At 51.9% G+C, this 20,097-nt stretch carries 18 protein-coding genes and 1 riboswitch; of the genes, 13 read left to right on the top strand and 5 right to left on the bottom strand.

Annotated elements, in window-relative coordinates:
- Positions 1-115 precede the first annotated feature (115 nt).
- The 8 genes from ACW73I_RS12815 (at position 116) to ACW73I_RS12850 (ending at position 9,590) form a co-directional block, all read left to right on the top strand.
- Positions 116-1,759: a SulP family inorganic anion transporter gene (locus ACW73I_RS12815; protein ID WP_458029774.1), complete on the top strand. Its 1,644-nt coding sequence runs from the start codon at positions 116-118 to the stop codon at positions 1,757-1,759.
- 95 nt (positions 1,760-1,854) lie between these two features.
- Positions 1,855-3,981 (top strand): hydrogenase 4 subunit B, encoded by a 2,127-nt coding sequence (gene hyfB / locus ACW73I_RS12820; RefSeq protein ID WP_458029775.1) that lies wholly within the window; start codon positions 1,855-1,857, stop codon positions 3,979-3,981.
- Complete coding sequence (locus tag ACW73I_RS12825) at positions 3,981-4,925, top strand: respiratory chain complex I subunit 1 family protein (RefSeq protein ID WP_458029776.1); 945 nt, start codon at positions 3,981-3,983, stop codon at positions 4,923-4,925. Before hyfB ends, ACW73I_RS12825 begins: the two co-directional genes overlap by 1 nt.
- On the top strand, positions 4,925-5,602 hold the full coding sequence (locus ACW73I_RS12830; protein ID WP_458029777.1) for a formate hydrogenlyase: 678 nt from the start codon (positions 4,925-4,927) through the stop codon (positions 5,600-5,602). The genes ACW73I_RS12825 and ACW73I_RS12830 overlap by 1 nt, the downstream gene beginning before the upstream one ends.
- Complete coding sequence (locus ACW73I_RS12835) at positions 5,599-7,062, top strand: hydrogenase 4 subunit F (RefSeq protein WP_458029778.1); 1,464 nt, start codon at positions 5,599-5,601, stop codon at positions 7,060-7,062. The genes ACW73I_RS12830 and ACW73I_RS12835 overlap by 4 nt, the downstream gene beginning before the upstream one ends.
- The gene (locus tag ACW73I_RS12840; protein ID WP_458029779.1) at positions 7,059-8,645 is read left to right on the top strand and encodes a hydrogenase large subunit; all 1,587 of its coding nucleotides are present in this window, start codon (positions 7,059-7,061) and stop codon (positions 8,643-8,645) included. Before ACW73I_RS12835 ends, ACW73I_RS12840 begins: the two co-directional genes overlap by 4 nt.
- A 9-nt stretch (positions 8,646-8,654) precedes the next feature.
- Positions 8,655-9,167, top strand: coding sequence for an NADH-quinone oxidoreductase subunit B family protein (locus tag ACW73I_RS12845; RefSeq protein ID WP_458029780.1), 513 nt, complete (start codon positions 8,655-8,657; stop codon positions 9,165-9,167).
- A gap of 135 nt (positions 9,168-9,302) precedes the next feature.
- The gene (locus tag ACW73I_RS12850) at positions 9,303-9,590 is read left to right on the top strand and encodes a hypothetical protein (RefSeq protein ID WP_458029781.1); all 288 of its coding nucleotides are present in this window, start codon (positions 9,303-9,305) and stop codon (positions 9,588-9,590) included.
- A gap of 16 nt (positions 9,591-9,606) precedes the next feature.
- Here ACW73I_RS12850 and ACW73I_RS12855 read toward each other — a convergent pair whose 3' ends face one another.
- Complete coding sequence (locus tag ACW73I_RS12855) at positions 9,607-11,214, bottom strand: HAL/PAL/TAL family ammonia-lyase (protein WP_458029782.1); 1,608 nt, start codon at positions 11,212-11,214, stop codon at positions 9,607-9,609.
- A 527-nt stretch (positions 11,215-11,741) separates the two neighbouring features.
- On the opposite strand from ACW73I_RS12855, the gene ACW73I_RS12860 reads away from it, so the two are divergent.
- From ACW73I_RS12860 to efpL, 5 genes are all read left to right on the top strand, one after another.
- Entirely contained in the window at positions 11,742-12,188 is a 447-nt protein-coding gene (locus ACW73I_RS12860) for a winged helix-turn-helix domain-containing protein (RefSeq protein WP_458029783.1), read from the top strand.
- A gap of 343 nt (positions 12,189-12,531) precedes the next feature.
- Positions 12,532-13,488, top strand: coding sequence for a thioredoxin-disulfide reductase (gene trxB, locus ACW73I_RS12865; RefSeq protein ID WP_458029784.1), 957 nt, complete (start codon positions 12,532-12,534; stop codon positions 13,486-13,488).
- 48 nt (positions 13,489-13,536) lie between these two features.
- A complete protein-coding gene (gene aat / locus ACW73I_RS12870; RefSeq protein WP_458029785.1) occupies positions 13,537-14,229 on the top strand; it encodes a leucyl/phenylalanyl-tRNA--protein transferase in 693 nt (230 codons plus the stop codon).
- On the top strand, positions 14,226-14,942 hold the full coding sequence (locus tag ACW73I_RS12875; RefSeq protein WP_458029786.1) for an arginyltransferase: 717 nt from the start codon (positions 14,226-14,228) through the stop codon (positions 14,940-14,942). The genes aat and ACW73I_RS12875 overlap by 4 nt, the downstream gene beginning before the upstream one ends.
- A 13-nt stretch (positions 14,943-14,955) precedes the next feature.
- Positions 14,956-15,522 (top strand): elongation factor P-like protein EfpL, encoded by a 567-nt coding sequence (efpL, locus tag ACW73I_RS12880; protein ID WP_458029787.1) that lies wholly within the window; start codon positions 14,956-14,958, stop codon positions 15,520-15,522.
- On the opposite strand, the gene ACW73I_RS12885 is transcribed toward efpL, so the two are convergent.
- From ACW73I_RS12885 to ACW73I_RS12900, 4 genes are all read right to left on the bottom strand, one after another.
- Positions 15,519-16,100 (bottom strand): hypothetical protein, encoded by a 582-nt coding sequence (locus ACW73I_RS12885; protein WP_458029788.1) that lies wholly within the window; start codon positions 16,098-16,100, stop codon positions 15,519-15,521. The genes efpL and ACW73I_RS12885 overlap by 4 nt on opposite strands.
- 28 nt (positions 16,101-16,128) lie before the next feature.
- Positions 16,129-17,583, bottom strand: coding sequence for a hypothetical protein (locus tag ACW73I_RS12890; RefSeq protein WP_458029789.1), 1,455 nt, complete (start codon positions 17,581-17,583; stop codon positions 16,129-16,131).
- A 212-nt stretch (positions 17,584-17,795) separates the two neighbouring features.
- Positions 17,796-18,653: a VPLPA-CTERM sorting domain-containing protein gene (locus ACW73I_RS12895; protein ID WP_458029790.1), complete on the bottom strand. Its 858-nt coding sequence runs from the start codon at positions 18,651-18,653 to the stop codon at positions 17,796-17,798.
- A gap of 108 nt (positions 18,654-18,761) precedes the next feature.
- Positions 18,762-19,631, bottom strand: a complete 870-nt coding sequence (locus ACW73I_RS12900; protein WP_458029791.1) for a VPLPA-CTERM sorting domain-containing protein — start codon at positions 19,629-19,631, stop codon at positions 18,762-18,764.
- A 144-nt stretch (positions 19,632-19,775) separates the two neighbouring features.
- Positions 19,776-19,854, bottom strand: a riboswitch (cyclic di-GMP riboswitch).
- Positions 19,855-20,097: the final 243 nt, after the last annotated feature.

The following is a 20,097-nucleotide window of genomic DNA, read 5'->3' on the forward strand; positions in this document are numbered from 1 at the left end:
GTGGATATGCTGAACTTACCGCGGCGACTTGGCATAAGCAACTAATATATATAACAAATTGTTATGGCTTGACACTTGCATACGAATCGATGTTTTCATCTAATCGGAATGTGTTATGTCGGCCTATTCTCAAGCAGTTTCGCCTAAAACCGGGTTTGCCGGACTTGTCGAAAACTGGCGCAGTGATTTGTTGTCCGGTTTTCTGGTTTTTCTGATTGCGCTGCCGCTTTGTCTGGGGATTGCCATGGCCTCGGGTTTTCCACCGATGGCCGGGATTATCAGTGCCGTCATCGGCGGACTGGTGGTATCGCGTGTCAGCGGCTCTTATGTAACGATTAACGGCCCCGCAGCCGGACTCATTGTCGTTATTCTCGATGCGGTACAGTCTTTGGGTGCAGGCAATGCGATGGCAGGCTATCGCTATACGCTAGCCGCGATCGTGATTGCCAGCATATTGCAGGTATTGATGGGCGTATTCAAGGCCGGCAAGCTTAGCGCTTTTTTCCCGACCTCGGTCGTCCACGGCATGCTGGCCGCTATCGGCATCATCATTATGGCCAAGCAGTTTCATACCTTGCTCGGCGTCAAACCGGAGGCCGATTCCTTAATCGGCACGATCGCCGAAATCCCGCACTCGATCATCGAAATGAACCCCGAAGTATCGGTCATAGGCATTATCGGCCTGGGATTGATGGTGATTTGGGCATTAATCAAAAATAAATATTTGAAAATGATTCCGGCACCGATTTTGGTCGTCATGATAGGTCTGGCCTTGGGACAATATTACGATTTGGATCATGCGCACAAATATTTGTTTTTGCCGGATGCGGAATTCTTGCCGCATCACGAATTTACCGTCGGCCCCAAATTTTTGGTCGCCGTTCCGGAAAATTTTACGGCCGGCTTTTATTTTCCCGATTTTTCCAAAATCGCAACTTATGAATTCTGGGTGGCGGTCGTTTCAATTTGTTTGGTGGGTAGCCTGGAAAGCCTGTTAAGCGCGGCAGCGGTCGACAAGTTAGATCCTTACAAACGCGATTCCGACCTAAATCGCGATTTAACCGCGGTGGGTGTCGGCAACATTGCTTCAGGCATGATAGGCGGTTTGCCGATGATTGCGGAAATCGTCCGTAGTTCGGCCAATATCAATAACGGCGCCAAAACCGGTTGGGCGAACTTTTTTCACGGTGGCTTTTTGCTGCTCTTCGTGGCCTTGTTTCCGAGGTTGATACACGAAATTCCGCTGGCTTCGTTGGCGGCCTTGCTCGTGTTTACCGGCTTTCGTCTGGCTTCGCCCAAGGAATTCGCCAAAACGTTGGAAGTCGGTTTGGATAATTTCGTGATTTTTTTGACCACGATCATCGGAGTCTTGGCTACGGACTTGTTGATCGGCGTCGCGATCGGCATCGTCGTCAAATTGCTGATGCATTTTGCCCGCGGCCTGAAACCGCACAACTTGTTTTCGATGGCCTACGATGTCAGCCAAACCGACGAAGACACTTATCACATCAAAGTCAGCGGCGCCGCGGTGTTTTCCAATATCATCAGTCTAAAAAGTTTGCTGGCCGATTTTCCTGCACAAAAAAATGTATTTTTTGATTTGAGCGATGCTAAATTGATCGATCATACCGTGATGGAATTCATTCACCACTTTACCAACGAATATATTCACAACGGCGGCCATTGCGATATTGTCGGATTGGATGAACACCGAGCCTATTCGAATCATCACCTGGCATCTCGGCGCAAATTGTCATGAAAGGGTATAAGCGATTTCGGATAATTCCAGGCTGAAGTAATCGAACGACAGTTTCAACTCACTGATCCCAGTCATTTCGACAACGAGTTAGCAATATGATTTTGATACTGGCCTATGCCGCCGTGTTACTTAGTTTCGCCTCAGGATTGCTGGCGCTTTTGGCTAGACAACGACCTCTGCTGCTCGCTCTGGCTGACCGCTATTTAAGCCGTTTTCCAGAGCATCGATATTGCCGGGAGCTTATGGGGCGGTTTCCGGATGAGAGCCGATATCCCGCGCTGTTACGAAAAGCCGTATTCGCGTTGCTGGGGATATCGGGCATCTTCGCCGTATTGGCCGGCTTGGCGGTTTTGATCGGGCAAACGACCGTTACCGGTCAACTCAGCCTTGGTTTACCTTGGTTACCCTGGCACGTACGCTTCGACGGTTTATCCGGCTTTTTCTTTGTGATCATAGGCATTGCGGTCGCTACGGTCAGCCTGTACGGGCCGGGCTATGTCGAAGCCTACGAGGAAGAAAAACACCCTTTCGCCGTACTGGGCCTGTTTACCGGCTTGTTCGTCTGCGGCATGTTGCTGGTGTTGCTGGCGGACGATGCGTTCTTTTTTATGGTCGCCTGGGAGCTGATGTCGGTCGCCAGTTATTTTCTGGTGGCATTTCAGCACGAAAACCCGGCGAACCGAAGAGCGGCATTTTTATATTTATTGATGGCCGAGGTTGGCGCATTGGCCATCATCTTAGGCTTCGGGGTGTTGGCGGGCTTTTCCGACGGCATCTCCTTCGACTCGATGCGGGGAGCTCGTTTGCCCGCGACCTGGGCGAGTATCGCCTTTGCCCTTGCCCTGCTGGGTTTTGGCATGAAAGCCGGTATCGTGCCGATACACGTCTGGCTGCCCGAAGCGCATCCGGTGGCGCCCTCGCATATTTCGGCCCTAATGAGCGGCGTGATGCTGAAAGTGGCGGTCTACGGCCTGATCCGATTCTGCTTCGACTTGCTGACCGATGTCTATTGGCAATGGGGTGTGGCGCTGTTGATGCTCGGCACCGTATCGGCCTTGGGCGGGATTTTGTATGCGATGATGCAGACCAATTTGAAACGTCTTTTAGCATACAGTTCGGTCGAGAATATCGGGGTGATTTTCCTGGTATTGGGGCTTTCGATGATATTCATGGCCAACGGCTTTCCGCAATTGGCCGCATTGGGTTTACTGGCCGCGTTGTTTCACGCCTTCAACCACGCCCTGTTCAAGAATTTGTTGTTCTTGGGTGCCGGTGTGTTGCAGCATCAAACGCATAGTCTGGATATCGACAGCATGGGTGGTTTGATCAGGCGCCTGCCGCAGACCAGTGTCTTGTTTTTGATCGGCTGCATGAGTATTTCATCGCTGCCGTTATTCAATGGTTTTGTGTCCGAATGGCTGGCATTCCAAACCGCGTTGCAAGTCGACGCGCTGAATAACGGCGTGTTGCGCAGTTTGATTCCGGTCTCCGCTGCCGGCCTCGCGTTGACGGCAGCCTTGGCGGCGGCCTGTTTCGTAAAGGTATACGGCCTGATATTCCTGGGCTTACCCCGCTCGCGCAATGCCGATAAAGCCAAGGAAGTGGAAGACAAAGGCATGTTGCTGAGCATGGCGATATTAGCGGGATGTTGTTTCCTGTTCGGGATTTTTCCGTCATCGGTCATTCATCTGTTGAATCATGTCGCTCAGCAATTGTTGGGGCAGACCTTGCCCAGCGCGAATACATTGAGTTGGTTGTGGCTGGCGCCGGTGTCGGCCGAGAAAGCCTCTTATTCCCCGGTATTGGTGTTAATCAGCGTGCTGGTCGCGGCCGGCATCCTATTTTGGTATTTGCGGCGCGATCCCAGCACGAAAACGATGCGCAGCTCGCCGGCCTGGGACTGCGGTTTCGGCGGCCTGACGTCCCGCATGCAATACAGTTCCAGCGCATTTACCATGCCGTTTCGGCGCATATTCGCCAAGGTTTGGCTGATAGACGAGCAAATCGACAAGGAGCGAAAAGGTGCGGTCAACATGAATGTCGCTTCCATCCAGTATCGTTTACAGATACAAGACCACAGCTGGCCCAAACTGTATCAGCCCGTCGCACAGGGCATTAATCAATTGGCGAGACAGGTCGGCCGCATTCAAACCGGGAACATCCGGGTTTACCTTGGATATTCCTTTGTCACCTTAATCATCATGCTATGGGTGGTCAGTTAATGAGCTGGTTAGTCGCCGTCCTTCAAACCGTTTTATTCGTCGCGTTGGCGCCGCTGTTGAGCGCTTGGATCAAATGGTGCAAATGCCATTTGCAAAACCGCAAGGCACCGTCGCTGTTGCAACCTTATCGCGATCTGCTGAAGCTGACCCGCAAACAACCGGTCGTTGCCGAGCATGCTTCATGGATATTCGTGCAATCGCCTTACATCATGTTCGCGGCGATGGTGCTGGCGGCATCGGTCGTGCCGCTAATCGCGGTCGAATTGCCGACCGCCGCGAGCGCCGACGTGATCGTGCTGGTCGGTTTCTTTGCATTTGCTCGGTTTTTCCTGGCCTTGGCCGGCCTGGACATCGGCACGGCTTTCGGCGGCATGGGCTCGTCGCGGGAAATGACGATTTCTTCGCTGGCGGAACCGGCCATGCTGATGGCGGTGTTTACGCTGACCATGACCGCTTCGACCACTAATCTATCGCTGGCGATACAGCATGTGCTGACGGAAGGTATGGTACTCAGGCCGTCGTTCATCTTCGCGATGTTTGCCTTGATTCTGGTGGCAATCGCCGAAACCGGCCGGATACCGGTCGATAATCCGACCACCCACTTGGAGCTGACGATGATACACGAGGCGATGATATTGGAATATAGCGGCCGTCATCTGGCTTTGATCGAATGGGCGAGCCAGTTGAAGTTGATGCTGTACGGGGTGTTGATTGCCAATATCTTCCTGCCTTGGGGCATCGCCCGGGATTTTACCGCCGAATCACTCGGTTTCGGACTGTTGGCCGTCACCGGCAAGCTGGCGGTGTTAGCGATACTGCTGGCCTTTGCCGAAACCCTGGTGGCGAAAATGCGCTTGTTCAGAGTGCAGGAATATCTCAGTTTCGCCTATCTGTTGGGTTTGCTGGGAATGTTGAGTCATATTATTCTGGAGGCCTCGCGCTGATGAATATCGAACAACTGGATTTCTACACCCAAGCCATTTTATCGATGGCGGCACTGGTGGGACTCACTTCGTTTCTGATGTTGGGCCAAGGCCGATTGTTACGGCTGATTTTCGTTTTCACGCTGCAGGGATTGTTATTGACCTTGACCACGGCACTCGCCGCCTACAGTTTGAACAACCATCATTTGTATATTTCCGCCTTTCTGACGCTGGTGCTGAAAGTGGCGTTCATTCCGTGGATGCTGAGGCGGCAAGTCTTGGTGATGAATATGCACCGCGATGTAGAGGCCTTAAAAAACAAAACTGCCGTCATGTTGCTCGGCGCCGGCCTGATGGTATTCAGTTACTATGTGCTGCATCCCGTCGTGCAAGGCTCTACCCTTATCATGCTGAATGCCTTGGCCGTTAGCCTGTCGGTTGTCATGCTGGGCATGCTGTTGATGATTTCCCATCGGCAGGCCATCGCGCACGTGGTCGGATTCATGTCCATAGAAAACGGCTTGTTCTTTGCCGCAATCGTCGCTACCAAAGGCATGCCCATGGTCGTGGAACTCGGCATCGCCTTCGACGTGCTGGTCGCCGCCGTGTTGTTCGGCATATTTTTCCTGCACATCCGCACCAGCATCGATTCGCTGGACGTGGATCGTTTAAACCGCTTGCACGAGGTCGATCAATGATTGCCGCCTATTTGGTTTTGCTCGTTCCTTTTATCGGCATCGTGTTTTTTGCGTTCTTCGGCCACAAACCGGAAACCGGCCGCTTCAATGTCCGCTTTAACGCCGTTACGCTGGCCGCAACGGTTTGGTTGGCCGTTAATGTGTTAAATAACGGCACCATTTTATCCGGCGGCCGGGCCTTCATCGTCGATTCATTCAATGTTTATCTGATCGTTTTGACCGCTTTCGTCGGCCTGACCACCGCGATATTTTCGGCGCCTTATATGGAGCATGAAAGGCAGCTTGGCAAATTGACCGAAAGACGCATGAGGCTTTATTACTCTATGTACCAAGGCTTTATGCTGGCGATGTATCTGGTGTTGACGACCAACAACATGGGCATCATGTGGGTGGCCATGGAAGGAGCGACGCTGGCGACGGTATTGTTGGTCAGTCTGTACCGCACGCCGGAGTCCATCGAAGCGGCTTGGAAATATTTTATTTTATGCGGCGTCGGCATCGCACAAGCGCTGTTCGGCACCATCCTGCTTTATTACGCCGCCAGTCAAATCGGGGATGGCAGCACTGCATTATTGTGGTCTGTGCTCTACCATCACGCCGATAAATTGAATCCGGATATCCTGGAAATCGCCTTTGTTTTCATGCTGGTCGGTTACGGCACCAAGATTGGCTTGGTCCCCTTGCACAACTGGCTGCCCGACGCACATTCCGAGGGGCCTACGCCGATGTCGGCCATTCTGTCGGGACTGCTGCTTAACGATGCCTTGTACGCGGTGGTGCGTAACAAGATGCTGGTGGACGGCGCCACTCACACGGACATGGCGGGCTTGCTGATGATGGGTTTCGGCTTGCTGTCGTTCTTGGTGGCCGCCTTGTTTCTACACCGGCAAAAAGACATCAAACGCCTATTCAGTTATTCCTCCATCGAACACATGGGCGTCATGACCTACGCCTTCGGCATCGGCGGGCCGCTGGCAACCTTTGCCGCGTTATTGCACATGACCGTGCATTCCCTGACCAAATCGGCGATATTCGTGACCGTCGGCCACGCCTCGCAACTGGCCGGCACTCAGAATATGGACAAGATACGCGGCTTGATCAAGACCCAGCCCGAGATCGGCTGGGGCCTGTTGATAGGCACGGTCGCCATTGCCGGTTTTCCTCCGTTCGGCGTATTTACCAGCGAATTTCTGGTATTGCTGGCGACGATGGATAGCTATCCGTGGTTGACACCGCTGCTGCTGTTAGGCATCGGCATCGCCTTCGCCGGCCTGTTCCGCCATATCCAGCCCATCGTTTTCGGCGATAGGCCGGAAGGCCAGCAAGCTATCCATGCCAATCTGTGGCCGGTGATGATACATCTGGCGCTGGTTTTGTGGCTGGGCCTGGCCATACCGGGTTTCCTGGCCAACTGGTTTTCGCAGGCCACCTATCTAATCTCCGGGAGCATGCCGTTATGAACACCATCGATTGGCTGATTGAATTGCAACAAACCTTGGATGAAAACGGAATATCCATTGAAGCATCGGCAAACAACGCTGGAGTCCGAATAACCGCCTGGCAAGTCGATAGCCAAACCTGGCAGCATGTGGCCGAATTGGCCTTGCAACGGGATGCGCGCTGGTCGGCCGGTTGGGCCGAGCACGACGGAGACCGTTTCACGGTTCATGCGTTGCTGGAAAAACAAGGGACTTATTTGTGGCTGTACTGCCTGCTGGACCAAGCTTATCCCGAACTGCCCAGCCAGGCCATCGTATATCCCGCCGCCGACCGAAGCGAACGTCATACCCAGGATATGTTAGGCATCAATTTTACCGGCCACCCCGATAACCGGCCCTGGACTCGGCATAAAGCCTGGGGTAAACATGATTATCCCTTACGTAAGGATTTTGCCGTGCTGGGACAGCCGGAAGACGTCACGCCGCCGGATACCGATTACGTGTTCGTCAAGTCCCACGGCGCCGGTACCTACGAAATTCCGGTCGGTCCGGTACATGCCGGCATCATAGAGCCCGGCCATTTTCGTTTTCAGGCCGTCGGCGAGCTGATCCTGAATCTGGAAGAACGCCTGGGCTATGTGCATAAAGGCATCGAAAAAATTGCCGAAGGCCGATCCCCGCGTGCGCTAGCCCGGCTGGCCGGCAGAGTCTCCGGCGATACCACGGTCAGCCATAGCTGGGCGGCCTGCATGGCAATGGAGCGGGCCGCCGGCCTGAGCATTCCGCCGCGCGCCGCGTTGATCCGGGGTATCTTGGCCGAACGCGAGCGGATCGCCAACCATTTGGGCGACATCGGCGCAATCTGCAACGACGTCGCCTTCACCTTCGCCCAGATCCAATTCTCCCGTTTGCGCGAAGACTGGTTGCGGACTCAGGCCAAAATCTTCGGGCATAGACTGTTGATGGATTGCGTGATACCGGGTGGAATCGAATCCGACTTGTCCGATGCGGATTGCGACATGCTCAAACAAGACATCATTAGGCTCAGAAAGGAGTTGTCGGACCTTATCACGACGCTGGATTTGAATTCGTCTCTGGAAGACCGCTTATATACGGCGGGTTTTTTATCCGAGGACATCGCGTCGGCCTACGGCACAGTCGGTTATGTGGGGCGGGCCAGCGGCCAGAATTTCGACGTGCGCCGCGATGCGCCTTATGCGCCTTACGACCAAGTCACCTTCAAAGTGGCGTTGGAAAAACAAGGCGATATCGCCTCGCGCTTCTGGATACGTTATAAGGAAATGATGGCTTCGATGAAGTTGATCGAACAATTCATCAATCTATTGGAACCGGGCGAAATCGTGACGAAATGGAGAACGCCTGCGGAAGGCAGCGCGGGTTTAGGTATAGTCGACGGCTGGCGCGGCGAAATCGTCACCTTCGTCCGCTTTGGCGGCGACGACACCATCAGCCGTTTTTATCCGCGCGACCCCAGCCAACTCAACTGGCCGGTGTTGGAAAAACTGGTGTTGGACAACATCGTGCCGGACTTTCCGGTCTGCAACAAATCCGTGAACGCTTCCTATTCCGGCAACGATTTATAGGCTACAGTCATGTTGAGACTATTCAAAAAAATCCTGACCACCGGCATCGTCACGGAACGGATCAAGCCGCCTAAAGACGATGAATTGCAACAATTGGGCCTTGAAGTCAAACGGCATATCGACCGCAAATTTTCCGGCAGCATCGCAATACGGGAAATCGATGCTGGCTCTTGCAACGGCTGCGAATTGGAAATCCATGCGCTGAACAATCCTTATTACGACGTCGAACGCTTCGGCATCCATTTTGTGGCGTCCCCGCGCCATGCCGACGTATTGCTGGTCACGGGGCCGGTATCGCGCCACATGCAAACCGCCTTGCTGCGCACTTATCAAGCCACCCCGGATCCGAAATGGGTGATCGCCGTCGGCGATTGCGCCGCCTGCGGCGGCGAATTCGGCGTGTCTTACGCCAGCTGCGGCGCCGTATCCAATGTGATTCCGGTCGACCTGGTCATCTCCGGCTGCCCGCCCGCACCCTTGGTACTCATAAAGGGTTTATTGAAATTAATGCAGAAGCGCTAGCACAAAATAGCGCTGGCTAGTTTGCAACAATCTCAGGTAGCATACCCGTCCTGCGCAACTTATCGTTAACCTGCGTTGAACCGGATTTAATCGGTTTGATTGCACTTTCCAGGTTAATCAGTCGGAGAAACAGCCATGAATAGAAAGTTGTTGGGTTCACTCCTAATGCTTATGCCGCTCGTCGCCGACGCAAAGCCTCAGGACGCGCGTTCGTTGCCGCTCGATCAAATAAGCCTGGAGCGTATCAACATTCAGGGCCACGTCCAGACCTGGCGGTTACGTAAGGTTTGCATAGACGGTCAGGCTTACCTATTTTTACTCCAGGGAATTACGGAAGTGCCTATGAGTATCGCCGCATCGTTCAAGGACGGAATACCGGAACAATGTCGCCTCGCTTCTTCGGCCAATGCCGGCGACGAATAAGTGATAGCCGACGCATTCAGCCGTCAAACTCGGAGATATTTCCGCTGGCCTCGGCCAATTCGGCATTAAAGCTTTCACTAGCGATAAACTTCGCCAGCGCCGCGATATCCGAAGACAGCGACCGGTCTTCCGCCAAAAACGGAATTTCGCGGCGTATCAGACCATGTATTCCGGCCAATCTATCGGGTAAGGCCGCCGCTTGGCGTAAATCCAAAGCCTGGGCCGCGACCAGCAGTTCGATGGCTAATATTTGCCGGACATAGCCCACGACTTGTAAAGCCTTCAAACCTGCGGCCGGCCCCATGGGAACAAAGTCTTCCCTATCGCAATTGGTGGGAATGGAATTGATGCCGGCCGGCACGCAGAGCAGCTTGCATTCTCCGGCTAGGGCCGCGGCCGTCACATGCACCATCATCATGCCGCTGCTGACGCCCCCGGATTCGGTTAGAAAACAAGGCAGGCCGCTTAAACGCTCATCCATGATCATGTTGATCCGACGTTCGGAGATAGAACCTAAAACGGTCAATGCGGAAGCCAGATCGTCGCTAACGCGTGCCGGATAAATGCCATGAAAATTACCGCAAGAATGGACTTCGCCGCCGTTCGCATCGGCAAACACCAGAGGATTGTCGGAAACGGCGTTGATCTCGGCCTCCAAGGTCGTTTCGCCGGAATCGATCGCCAATTTAACCGCGCCATGTACTTGAGGTGCGCAACGCAGACAATAAGGCGCCTGTATGAAACGCCGTTCCGTCTTGGCGCGTTGAGCGCAGCTACTGCCGGCCAGCCAAGCGGCGATTTCCCGCCCGACGGTCAAGGTTTGCGGGTGGTGAGTCTGCAAGACTATGTCATCCAATACCGACAGTGCACCGCCAGTGGCTTCCATACTCATTGCTGCGGCTAAATTGGCGACGCGCAGCAACTGTTTCGCTTCATACCAGGCTTTAAGCGCCAATGCCGTGGTATATTGGGTGCCGTTGATCAAGACCAGCCCTTCCTTGGGGGCCAATGACATGGCTTGCAAACCCAACTGTCCAAGCACTCGCTCTGCGGAGACGCGCTCGAATCCGTTTCCCGCCGGCAACGGGCGGGTGCAAAACCCTTCCCCGATAAGAACCGACACTGCATGAGCCGAAGGCGCGAGATCGCCGGATGCGCCAACGCTGCCGCGCGACGGAACGCAACCCAGTATCCCCGCATTCAACAAGCGGACTATAAAATCAACGGTTTCCGGGCGAATGCCGCTAAAGCCACGACTAATGGTATGCAGACGCAACAGCCATAAAGCCAGCACGATATCGCGAGATACCTCCTCACCGACGCCGCACGCGTGAGACCGAATCAGGTTGATTTGGAGCTGTCGTAACTGATCCGGTGCAATTCGGCGTTCGGCAAAATGGCCGAATCCGGTATTCACGCCGTAAATCAATGCATCGCCCTCTCCCATTCTCGCAACCAAATCCGCGCTGGAACGCATACGCGCGAGCGCTTCCGTGGCAAATTCCAGTTGCCAATGTGCATCCGGCTGCATCGCCGTTCGGGCAAACTCCCACACCGTTTGCGGGTCTAAGCGTTGTCGGCCGAACTGAAAGTATTCGGCTGAGGGCGGGTCTGGCTTAGTCATATTTCATCGTCATGGCCGTTAAATCCGTCGGTTCTGCTTGAGTCGTTATTGCGTTCTTATGCACTGCATACGGGCAAAGGGTGATTGGGTTGCACTCTATTCAGCATTCGTTCAACACCGATAGGCTGCGTTCAGTCCTTCCGACTCGACCCTATTCAGGCCTTGAACCCACGTCCGCACAAATCGGTTTTGTTAAATCCCGGACCACGATAGCCTGCTGACGGCTGGTTGACAATTTTTTCTTGCGGCTCTAGTGCACATCATGCAAAATCCGGCATCTTTTTGATGCAAAACATGCAGGCGGGCCGATATATGGCGCAAATCGCCCCCGACGGATTCTCCGGAAACCAGATGCCGAAACAGGTCTCAATCTTCCGGCTTGAACGTAAATCAGGCTCTCACCGCACGATTTGCAGCGTTTGACCGCAAACAATTCGGGAAAAGAAAATGTATGGACGTTAGAGCTAATTTGCCTAGGACGTACTATACTGCCCCCCTATATTCCTTAGCTATTTATGAACCTCATTATGAAAAAACCGCACATCAGCGCTGAAAAGCCATTGGAAACGACCAAAACCGAACCGGCGGTTGCCGCCAAACCCGTTAAAGCTGCCGCAAAAAAGACGAGCACCGCCGGAAAAACAGCCAAACCCGTCTCGCCTAAAACCAAAGACGACCAAGCCAAAAATGAAGACTTAAGCTCTGCAGCGGCACCCCAAAAATCGGCAGCCAAAACCGCCGCTAAAAAAACCGAAACCGTCATGTCGACCTTAACGACATCGGAACGCGTCGGTTTAACTGCCGGCAATATTTGGAACTACCTGTCCGAAAACGGCGCCACATCGGTTTCCAAGTTAATTACCGAGCTTATGGAAGAAGAAAAAATTATCCAACGTAGCATCGGCTGGTTGGCTCAGGAAAACAAAATAACGATTGATTCGGTTAATCGTGTTGAAACCATCACACTGATCTGACGCAAAGCTTTCCATCGTTCCGAACGGATTGACGCGCCTGCGTTCCGGTTGCCGTCAATCCTCATGCGAACCGGAAAGCATTGCCGGGAAATAGACTGTTTCCATGAAATTCAGAAACACGAATGGGCGTTAAAATAAAGGGACTGTTATCAAACGGAGCTAGTTGAATGACGAGTGATTGTCTACCCGTTCGCCGCCTTCCATACTATTTTTGCCCGGAACATCCGACACGGTTCGTATAAAACTACTCCATCCTTTATGCCTTAAAACCTGAACGGTTTAAAGGCTAGACGTTTGCCCGTATAATTGTTTGATCTTAACCCGACTTCTGGAGACTGCCTCAATGGCCGATGCAAAACACTGCAAACTGTTAATTTTAGGGTCCGGTCCAGCTGGTTACACCGCTGCCGTTTATGCCGCGCGCGCCAACCTTAATCCTGTCATGATTACCGGTATGCAGCAAGGCGGCCAGTTAACCACGACAACCGATGTCGATAATTGGCCGGGCGACGTCGACGGTGTGCAAGGGCCGGAACTGATGGACAGAATGCTGCGCCATGCCGAACGCTTTAATACCGAAGTCGTTTTCGACCATATCCATACCGCAGACCTTTCGAAACGTCCGTTCACGCTGACCGGCGATGCAGGCGTTTATACCTGCGACGCATTGATCATCGCTACCGGGGCTTCGGCTAAATATCTGGGGCTGCCATCCGAAGAAGAATTCAAAGGCAAAGGGGTATCCGCCTGTGCCACCTGCGATGGTTTTTTCTACCGGAACAAACCCGTCGCGGTGATCGGCGGCGGCAATACCGCGGTCGAAGAGGCCTTGTACATGGCCAATATCGCGTCGGAAGTCGTCGTCGTACACAGGCGCGATAAATTCCGCTCCGAGAAAATCCTGACGGGCAAATTAATCGAAAAATCCCAAAACGGAAACGTCCGTATCGAATGGAACAATACCTTAGACGAAGTTCTAGGGGATGACATGGGAGTTACCGGTATCCGCATTAAAAGCACCCGGGACGATTCGACTAAAGATATCGATGTGCACGGTGTATTCATTGCCATCGGCCACACGCCGAACACCGATATTTTCGCCGGCCAATTGGAAATGAAGCACGGTTATATCGTCGTCAACAGCGGAATCAACGGCAATGCCACGGCAACCAGCGTACCCGGCGTATTCGCAGCCGGCGACGTAATGGACTCGCATTACAAACAGGCGGTCACTTCAGCCGGCGCAGGCTGCATGGCTGCATTGGATGCCGAGAAATTCCTGGACGAAACTTCCGCTTAAATCTGCGCGGGATTGTCCTTACGACAATCCCGCGTCGATATTTGATGCATGCAACTACGCATTCTCGACCCGTTCGATCCGAATCAAAATTTCCCATCACTCGATAAGGCCCTTAAGGAACCCAACGGGCTCATCGCGGTGGGAGGCTGTTTATCGCCTCAACGCATTACAAACGCCTATCGCCAAGGCATTTTCCCGTGGTTCAACCCCGGTGAACCCATCTTATGGTGGTCACCCGAGCCGCGTTCGGTTTTGTTTCCCGATAATCTCTACATATCTCGCAGCCTAGCGAAAACCTTGCGCAAACAAGCATTTCAGATTCGATACGACAGTGCGTTCGCCGAAGTGATAGACGCCTGCGCGGAGCCGCGTCAGGTTTATGGAGGTACTTGGATAACCAACGATATGAAAATGGCCTACCAGCGCTTACACGAGCTCGGTATCGCGCATAGTTTCGAGGCTTGGCAGAACGGCCGCCTGGTCGGAGGTTTATATGGACTGGGCATAGGCCGGGTGTTTTTTGGCGAATCGATGTTTCATCGGGTCAGGGATGCCTCTAAAGTCGCCTTCGTGCATTTGGTCAAGCAGTTGACGGCCTGGGGATATAACTTGATTGATTGCCAGGTTTGCAGCGATCATTTGTTGAGCCTCGGCGCGGAGGAAATCCCGCGCGGCGACTTTGTCGACCTGCTCGACCGTCTTTGTTCCCTCACACCTGCCGCCGAAGCATGGAATAGATGATTTCCGTACCGCTATGGCTAACGCAAGAACATCAATGCAGCTATTTCGATAATAGGCTATCGCGTTCGGCCGTTGTCCACCCCGAATTCGAGATGGATACCAAGCTATATTCCCAGCTGATTACTCAAGGCTTTCGCCGTAGCGGAGATCAAGTCTACAAGCCTTACTGTAATGCATGTCTAGCGTGTGTTCCGACTAGAATCCCGGTCAAACAATTTCAACCGAATCGTGCGCAAAAGCGTTGCCTCAAGCGTAATTCGGAAACGGCTGTGATAATTAAACCGGCCGGTTTCGATCACGAGCATTTCGACCTGTACCAACGTTATCAGCGCGCGCGACACAAAGAAAAAGATGAAGCCGTCTCCTGCAGCCGGGGCGATTACATTCGGTTCTTAGCCAGCCATTGGTGCAACACCTGGTTTGTCGAGTTTAGCGTTGCTAACCGACTGATGGCCGTCGCCGTCGTCGATGTATTGGAAAACGCCCTATCGGCGGTTTATACCTTTTTCGATCCCGAATTTAACCGATACAGTCCAGGTGTCTACGCCGTACTTTGGCAAATAGAACAGGCCAAGCGCCGCCGGCTCGATTATGTTTATCTGGGCTTTTGGATCAAAGAATGTCGTAAAATGAGTTACAAAATTCAATATCAGCCGCTCGAAGGCCTTATAGCGGACAAGTGGCAAACCATTTCCGAACACGCTTCGATTTAACGAGGAAAACCCAGTGCCCAAAGCCAACGAACTCAAGCAAGGAACCGCCGTCGAAATTAACGGTGAGCCATATGTGGTTAAACATATCGACGTGCGTAATCCGACCTCGCGCGGCGCGACGACGCTGTATAAAATCCGTTTCACCCATATGAAAACCCGACAAAAACTGGACGAAACCTTTAAAAGCGACGACATGCTGAAAGCCGCCGATTGCTCTAGGGTGAACGTGCAGTATTCATATCAGGACGGCGATACCTATTACTTCATGAACACAGAAACCTACGACCAATACAGCCTCTCCGTAGACGACTTGGAAGGACAGACCGAATATTTAACCGACGGATTGGATGGAATCATCATGTTGTTGATGGACGACGCAGCGCTCGGCATACAGTTGCCGACCACGATTACCTTGCAAGTCGTCGAAACCCCGCCGGCGATGAAGGGTGCCAGCGCGACCAACAGAACCAAACCGGCCAAGCTGACAACAGGCTTGGAGATTCAGGTACCGGAATACATAGAAACGGGTGAAACCATTAAGGTTAATACCGAAACCGGCAAATTTTCATCGCGCGCTTAACACCATTTTCGTTTTAACATTACACCCAGGCCTGCCACCATCAGTCCGGCGGATGCCGGTAACGGCACGTTACTGATGGTGGCCGACGAGACAATTGGTACGATTGGATTGCCGTTGGCGTCCGCGAATGCGTTGACATCAATATATAACCGGGTTGTGCCAATATTGATAATATCGAAAGAAAGCGTGGCCAGAACAAATCGATCCGCCTGTAAATTGTCTAAATTTTCCGGAGTATCCAGGGATAATTCAAACACATTGACGACACCTGGCTCGGTAAGGTGCGAGGCGATAGGATTGGAAGCAAAACCGAACAGATCCAGTTGATCGCCCAATGTTGCATCGCCGAACACCACGCCGGCAAACGTAAGGTGAGTCGAGTCGAAATGAACATCTAGATCATAAGTACTCAAGGAGGATGCTACTCCCCCGTCAAGTCCGGAAACCTCCAGCGCCATGTCGACGCTGTCGGCCGTCCGAGAAACCTCGGAAAATCCGAGATCGACGGACGCTTGCAAGTTATCGTCTATTAGCAGCAGCCCGATTAGCAATAATCCTTTGAAGGCATATATATTCATTTTATTGATTTCTTAGTCGGTGAAAGGCTTACACGGCACAACGCGGACGGGTGCACAGCAAGACCAGTTTGCGGGCATCAAGCGCGTTAATAACGCCGTTTCCGTCTAAATCGCCAGGGTCATCATTTCCTGCAGCGACAGTATTTCTGCGCCCCAACAGCAATTGTAGATCCAGTTTATCCACATCTTTGTCACCATCCTGATCACCGGCAACCGATAGTTTTTCGCAAGCGTCGGGAATGTGGTTGCTATTGGTATCGCCACTTTGCCTCTGCTGAATATCTAGGACATCGGAAATTGAATTGTTATTACAGTCAGGGAAGACATTCAAATAAAACACATCCTGTTCGCCGTTAAACGTAGCGGTATAAGCGACATGGGCACCATATGAATCCGATACTAGGCCGGTATAGTCGCCGAGCTTTTGTGCGCCCAATGGGTAAGCGATATGAGTATCGAAAGACTGAGTCACTGGCTGATTTTTACTCCAGGTTATCCCGCCATCCCAAGAATAAGCATAAAATAGCTGCGATATTTTGGCTTTGCCGCTATTTCTGGTGTCGTACCATACGGCATCAATACGTGAGTTATCGGCCACTCCTTGCACCGCGAACCATTGGTACGAGTCCTTATTAGGCGGATCGTCGTTGATCCTCACGGGTTCGGACCAACTCCCGCCACCATCGCTACTGCGAATAAAATAGACATCCTGATTATCAACACCTGAGGGATCAACGGAAGCCAAGATATACACATTTCCGTGCAACGGCCCATCGGAATGATCAATGTCGATTTGTACATCGCCAATGGGTCCGTACTGGTTCGGATTGTTCTGATATGTAAACATTACCGCGTCGCCACCCAAATTCAGTGCTTGCGTCTCAAAACTCGGCTTAACCGAAGCATCATTGGCATTCGTCGATTTTGCGAATAAATACGGCCTAAAATACAGCCGTGAAAAATCGTCCTCGTCAAATTCTGAAATTTCGCTTCTGCCCACGACATAAACCGCCCCGTCAACGCCTACGGCGACAGTACCGAAACCAGGAGGATTCGGAATAGTTACCGGCTCTTGGAAGCTTTGCCCGCCATCAATGGAACGGGTAAAAAAGGTTGGAGTAGATCCATCACGCCAATTGACGTAAACAAATCCATCGCCTATCCCGCCCGTTCTATCAACAGCGATGCGTCCCTTATCGGCAGCCAAACCATAAGCAAAAACCGGTTCTAGCCAGCTGCGTCCACCATCTATCGATTTCAGAACCTGAATATCTTCAACATGCAAGTTCGCCTCATCAAAATGTAAGCCTTGAATATAAAAATTGCCTTCGGAATCGACATCTACCGATAGATTACTACGCGCTTCTCCCGGCGTTAATACATCGGGAAACGTCCAGCTCTTTCCTCCGTTTTGCGTATAAGCGTAGCCACCAAAACGGACATAAGACGATACCTGCGGAAAGTGTTTCCAAGTAATTACCATATTCTGCGGATCCACCGGATTAACGGCGATATCCGGTTCGTTCGCGGCGTCTCCAACTATATTCCGGCCAAATGTATCGACATTGACTTGTACGCTGGTATATGAACCGAATGTTAATTTATCCGGCAGAGGTGCCGTGCTATCGCCGTGAACGTCGGCGGCCACTAACAGTACCACCATCACCGAAATTGAGTACTTAGTCATGGCAAACGTCATCTCCTAGTCTCTTTTGACCGGTGTGCAGCTAATCCGAGACTTGTCAATCCAGACACAAACAACCAAACAGCGGCCGGGATCGGTACCACCGCCGTTTCGAAACTAAATGTCCCCACTCTAGCGTCACGCACTCCCTGTAAATGATCAAATCCTTCGCCCAAACCAAGAACCCCTGTTAGGGCAAAATTATCGGCCGTCAATTCGGTGTTCACATCGAACAGTGTAAAACCGACTATCGGAAATCCTATCTGATTCATTAATAGCCAACCCGAACGCCCGAGTGCTTGGTCCTCCATTTCAGGATGGTATTCGAGGGTATAATCGCCTGCTAAAACTCGATTGGTCGGAGGATCTACATCGATACGAAAGCGAATGACGCCGGCTAAGCCCACACGGCCAGCTACCGAACCGGTCAAATCAGAAGGGTCGAATGTGAGGGTGGTGCTACGGTTTTGGCGACCTATCGGATTAGGCGCTATTGTTGCACCGTTGACCGCAAATTGCAGATTGGTTGCCGGTATTTCATCGGGAATATTGTCATATAAATCGGGCGTGTTCTCATCCCGCAATTCAGCAAAGTTTTTCGATAACGCGCTCGCATCCCAAAATTCTTCGACATACAGAGAAGGTCTGCAGCATATAGAAAAATCCGGGGTCGGCTCATCCGGATAATTGTCTACATGAATATTGGCAATCAAAGCATCGCGATCGATATTCATGACGAAATCACCGCCAGCGACGGTTGCCGCTTTGATTTCTGATGCACTAAGAATAAGTAAAATAACACCGAATAGCCTAAAAAAAATGAACGTGCCGTGGCGCGCTTGGCCGAAATAATAGAAACAGTTTTTCATAAGTATTAACCGGAAGACGTTTAATAATTCGATCGATGTAAAGTTTCGGAGGAGTTTGTAAAACCCCTCCGAAATCATCAAACAAAAATCCAATTACAGATTTAGACATTAAACCGCCAGCGCGGATTTACGGCGCATACGCATCAGCAAACTAGCTAGCCCGCCGCCAAACAACCATCCCGCCGCAGGAATTGGAACCGCAGCCGGGGTTAAAGGAGCGGTACATCCGGAATACGACCCAACGCCTAAACAAAAATTGCCCATGTCAGCCAAAGCTGGACCTAACAGAAAACCGGCGTTTTCCGGGCTCATTAACAAGTCACCGGTCAGTTGCCAATTGTTTGCGTCTAGCACTAGCATGTTCAAGTTGCCTAAGTCATAACCGACAGCCGAAAAACTGATGTTGTTTTGTAAATACCACCCAGTCGGCGTGCCGGCTACTTCGTAGTTTTCCCACGCAAACTGCCGACCCGCAACGCTGTAGCGTAGGGACCAATCGCCCGTTAGCAAATAACCGGCGAAATTACCTAGAAACGATTCAACCCCGGTCATCCCCATGGTACCCGTGCCGACTAAGGTATCAGACTCAATAGAGAAATCAGGAGTAGTGGATTTTACGAAACGGCCATTGGCCTGACCGGTCGGATTCGTCGCGCTCACCGGCGTTATATCGTGAACCAAATTCACTGAAGATACTTCCGGAGAACCGGCTGGCAACTGGAAGTCGGCAGCTGCTAGGGTCGTATAATCGGATTCCGCGGCGTCGAAATACTGCGCCAAATAATAGCCCGGATCTTGAACCGTTCCGCCTGCGAGAATCGCATTGGCATCCCGATCCATACTAAAAGTAAACGTACCTCCGGTACTGGCGCTGACAGGAATCGCGTTTGCTGCCGATGAAGCGAACACCATAGTAATAGCTGCGGCTATGACGGATGAGTTCAGCGCGAAATTATTCGTTTTCTTCGTTGTTTTCATACTTTTCCTTTTATTGTTGCTACGTTAGACATAAGTTGACAATTAGCTTCAAAGACAAGGGGCAAAATCATTTAAGCTTGCAAACAGCCATTAAACGACTTTTTGAACTAACCAAACTGTGCTTGTCCCAGTTATCCGCACTTTGAAGGTAACCCGGCTGTCTCGTCATCCAAGACCCGTGGCTTTCCGGCTCCGCCTCTCGACGAATGTGGCATGGTTGCCATGTTTCTACGACTTCGCTCTAATCCGTGAGAAACGTGCATTGAATATCCTTTTCGTTAACCGACTACCAGAGATATTAGTTATCGGCGGCACTATGCGAAGAGAATTCCGGTTATCTCTGATGTTTAGTTATTTACCGAAACGATCGCTCTTCTACTACTAAGCCGTACGAACGAAAAAAATGACTACCGCCGTCGGAAAAAAAATCTGAAAAACATGGCGTTTGCTTTGCAAAAAAGGATAT

It is taken from the genome of Methylomonas sp. MgM2 (genome assembly GCF_054172045.1).